Below are 2,871 nucleotides of genomic sequence, written 5' to 3' on the forward strand. Positions count from 1 at the left end.
GCCTCCTTCAGCGCCGGGTGGCCGGTGACGTCATAGGTGCCGAACAGCGTCTCGCCGCCATGGCTGGCGCGGCGCGCGACCAGCCGGCCCCAGACGCCGAAGGGAAAGCTCTGCGCATCCGGCATGCCGGGATGGAAGGCGACATGCCCCGGCCTGCCGTGATGGTAGGGCTGGCTGAGCAGCAGCCGGCCGCGCAGCGAGGGCGACCGCAGTGGCACCGGCGGCTCCTCGCGCGGCGACTCGCGCGGGCCTTCGGGCAGGTCGACGATCACGGGCCGCGCGCCCTGGCGGTTGGCGAGATAGCCTTCGGTGACGAGCTGGTCGTAAGCGGCAACGATGGTGTTGCGGCCAAGGCCGAGCTCAGCGGCCAAGGCGCGGGTGGAGGGAAGCTCCGAGCCGGGGGGCAGCGCGCGGCTGCGGATGATGGCGACGAGGCCGTGATAGAGCTGGCGCGAGAGATGCTCCGGGCCGGCGCGGTTCACGGTGAGCGTGTCGAGGGGGAAGGGTTGGGGTTTGGCGTGCGGGCGCATGGGTTACGCCCGCCCATAGGTGCATTGGTGTGCCGCGGCGGGCTTGGCTTCCGACGTCGAGTTCCTTCGCCCCACTCTCTGTCCTGCCGGACTGCCCGGCCCTTCGCTGCCGCTCAGGGCTTTCGTCGCTCGGAAAGCCAAGCAATTGGCTTCCCGTCCGCTGCGCGGACCGCTCCTCAACCCCCTCAAGGGGGGAGATTGGATGTCGCGCCGGCTTTCGCCAATCGCCAACGTTGCAAGGGGAACGCCAGGGCTGAAGCTGCCAATCTCCCCCCTTGAGGGGGAGATGTCCGGCAGGGCAGAGAGGGGGGCCTCGCGCCGACGCTCGATCATTTCCAGATTTCCCATCCCCCATCCTGCCACAGCGACCCTGCCGTCACAAACTGGTTCCTTCATTTTCCAGAAAACTGGCCCTCGCGATGGAGACAGAGCGGCGTAGACTTCGCTCATAGACGTTGGGGATAAGACGTCGGCGCAAGACGGGGAAGACAAAGTCCGGGCAAGGCAACTGGGAGGCTGCCGGCCGGACAGGCAAGGCGAGCGCGATGCATCGCCCGCCGCAGGCATGAAGCCATTTCCCTCCCGAGACCATGAACCCCGCAGCCATCCTGGCCGCGGGGCGGAAAGCGAGCAATGACGACAGTTCGACTTGGCATCAACCCGATCACCTGGACCAATGACGATGTGCCGGAACTGGGCGGCGACACGCCGCTCGAGACCTGCCTCGCCGAGACCGCCGAGGCCGGCTATGCCGGCACCGAGCTTGGCGGCAAGTTCCCGCGCGACAGCCGCGCGCTTCGGCCAATCCTCGACCATTACGGGCTGGCGCTGATCTCCGGCTGGTATGACGGGCGCATCTGCGAGAAGGAGGTCGACGAGGAGTTCGAGGCGATCCGGCCGCATCTGACTTTATTGCGCGATCTCGGCGCCAGGCGCGTCGTCTATGCCGACACCTCGCGCGGCCGGCATGGCGCGATCCATGACCCGATCTCGCAGCGGCCGAAGCTGATGGACGGCGAATGGAAGGCCTATGGCGCCAAGATCACCAGGCTCGCCGAGCGGTTCTCCGATTTCGGCGTCGGCATGGCCTTCCACCATCACATGGGCACGATCGTCGAGACCGACACGGAGATCGACCGGCTGATGCACAGCACCGGCGAGGCGGTCGGCCTTCTCTACGACACCGGGCACTGCGCCTTTTCGGGCGGCGACCCGGAGCAATTGCTGCGCCGGCATGTCGAGCGCGTCGTGCATGTCCATTGCAAGGATGTGCGCCCGGCGATGCTGAAGAAGGCGCGCGAGGCCGACATGAGCTTCATGGGCGCGGTGATGGAAGGCATCTTCACCGTGCCAGGCGACGGCGCGATCGACTATGCGACGCTGCTCAAGATCCTCGCCGGCCAGGGCTATTCCGGCTGGCTGGTGGTGGAGGCCGAGCAGGACCCGGCCAAGGCGCACCCCTTGACCTATGCGACGATGGGGTATCGCAATCTGAAGAAGCTGGCGCAGGGCGCGGGCTTCTATGTCCACGAGCGCGCAAAGGAGGTCCGCCATGCCGGCTGAACGCAAGGTCGTCATAAACATCGACGATGTCGGCATGTGCCATGGCGCCAATGTCGCCTATCTCAAGCTGAAGCGCGCCGGCGCCGTCGACAGCGGCTCGGTGATGGTGCCCTGCCCGTGGTTCCTGGAGATCGCCGAGGAAGGGGCGAAGGACGCCTCGCTCAATCTCGGCGTCCACATCACGCTCACCTCGGAGAAGAAATACTACCGCTGGCGGCCGCTGACCAAGGCGAGCCAGGCCTCCGGCATCGTCGATGGCGACGGCTACCTGTTCCGCTCGGTGCCGGAATTGCGCGCCAAGGGCGAGCCGGAAGCGGTGGAGGCCGAGATGCGGGCGCAGATCGATGCGGCCAAGGCCGCGGGGCTGTCGCTCACCCATATGGACGGGCATATGGGCGCGGTGTTCTCGCCGGAATTCGTCGACCGCTACCCGGCTGTCGGCATCGACTACGGCCTGCCGACGCTGTTCCCGAAAAGCATCTCGGTCTATGGGCCGATCCACAATCTGGGCCCGCTGGACGATAGCGTCTTCTCCGCGCCGGGCAAGCGGCTGGAGCAAGCCGGCGAGACGCTGGCAAGCGCGGTGCTGGAGACGCCATGGCACCGCAACCAGCCAGCCCGGGCGCGCTACGAGGCGCTGTTCGGCCAGATCGGCGACGGGCTCAACTTCCTTTGCCTGCATGCCAACGCGCCTGGCGAGATCGAGGTGATCGAGCCCAGCTCGGCACAGATCCGCATCGACGAATTCGACCTGCTTCCAGACCCGGATTTCATGGCC

The 2,871-nt window shown here is 66.9% G+C and carries 3 protein-coding genes; 2 read left to right on the top strand and 1 reads right to left on the bottom strand.

Annotation, left to right across the window (positions count from 1 at the left end):
• A partial coding sequence (locus EOA27_RS30275; RefSeq protein ID WP_127257959.1) for a GntR family transcriptional regulator occupies positions 1–530 on the bottom strand: 530 nt, incomplete at its 3' end.
• A 633-nt stretch (positions 531–1,163) separates the two neighbouring features.
• Between EOA27_RS30275 and iolE the strand changes: the two genes are divergently transcribed.
• Positions 1,164–2,093 (top strand): myo-inosose-2 dehydratase, encoded by a 930-nt coding sequence (gene iolE, locus EOA27_RS30285; protein WP_126080057.1) that lies wholly within the window; start codon positions 1,164–1,166, stop codon positions 2,091–2,093.
• The coding region (locus tag EOA27_RS30290; RefSeq protein WP_245491201.1) for a polysaccharide deacetylase family protein at positions 2,083–2,871 on the top strand (789 nt) is incomplete at its 3' end. The genes iolE and EOA27_RS30290, both read left to right, overlap by 11 nt.

It is taken from the genome of Mesorhizobium sp. M2A.F.Ca.ET.037.01.1.1, assembly GCF_003998075.1.
In the GTDB taxonomy this organism is placed as follows: domain Bacteria; phylum Pseudomonadota; class Alphaproteobacteria; order Rhizobiales; family Rhizobiaceae; genus Mesorhizobium.

Coding starts and splice junctions, on each gene's coding strand:
- iolE (WP_126080057.1), top strand. CDS start 1,164: ATGACGACAGTTCGACTTGGCATCAACCCGATCACCTGGACCAATGAC.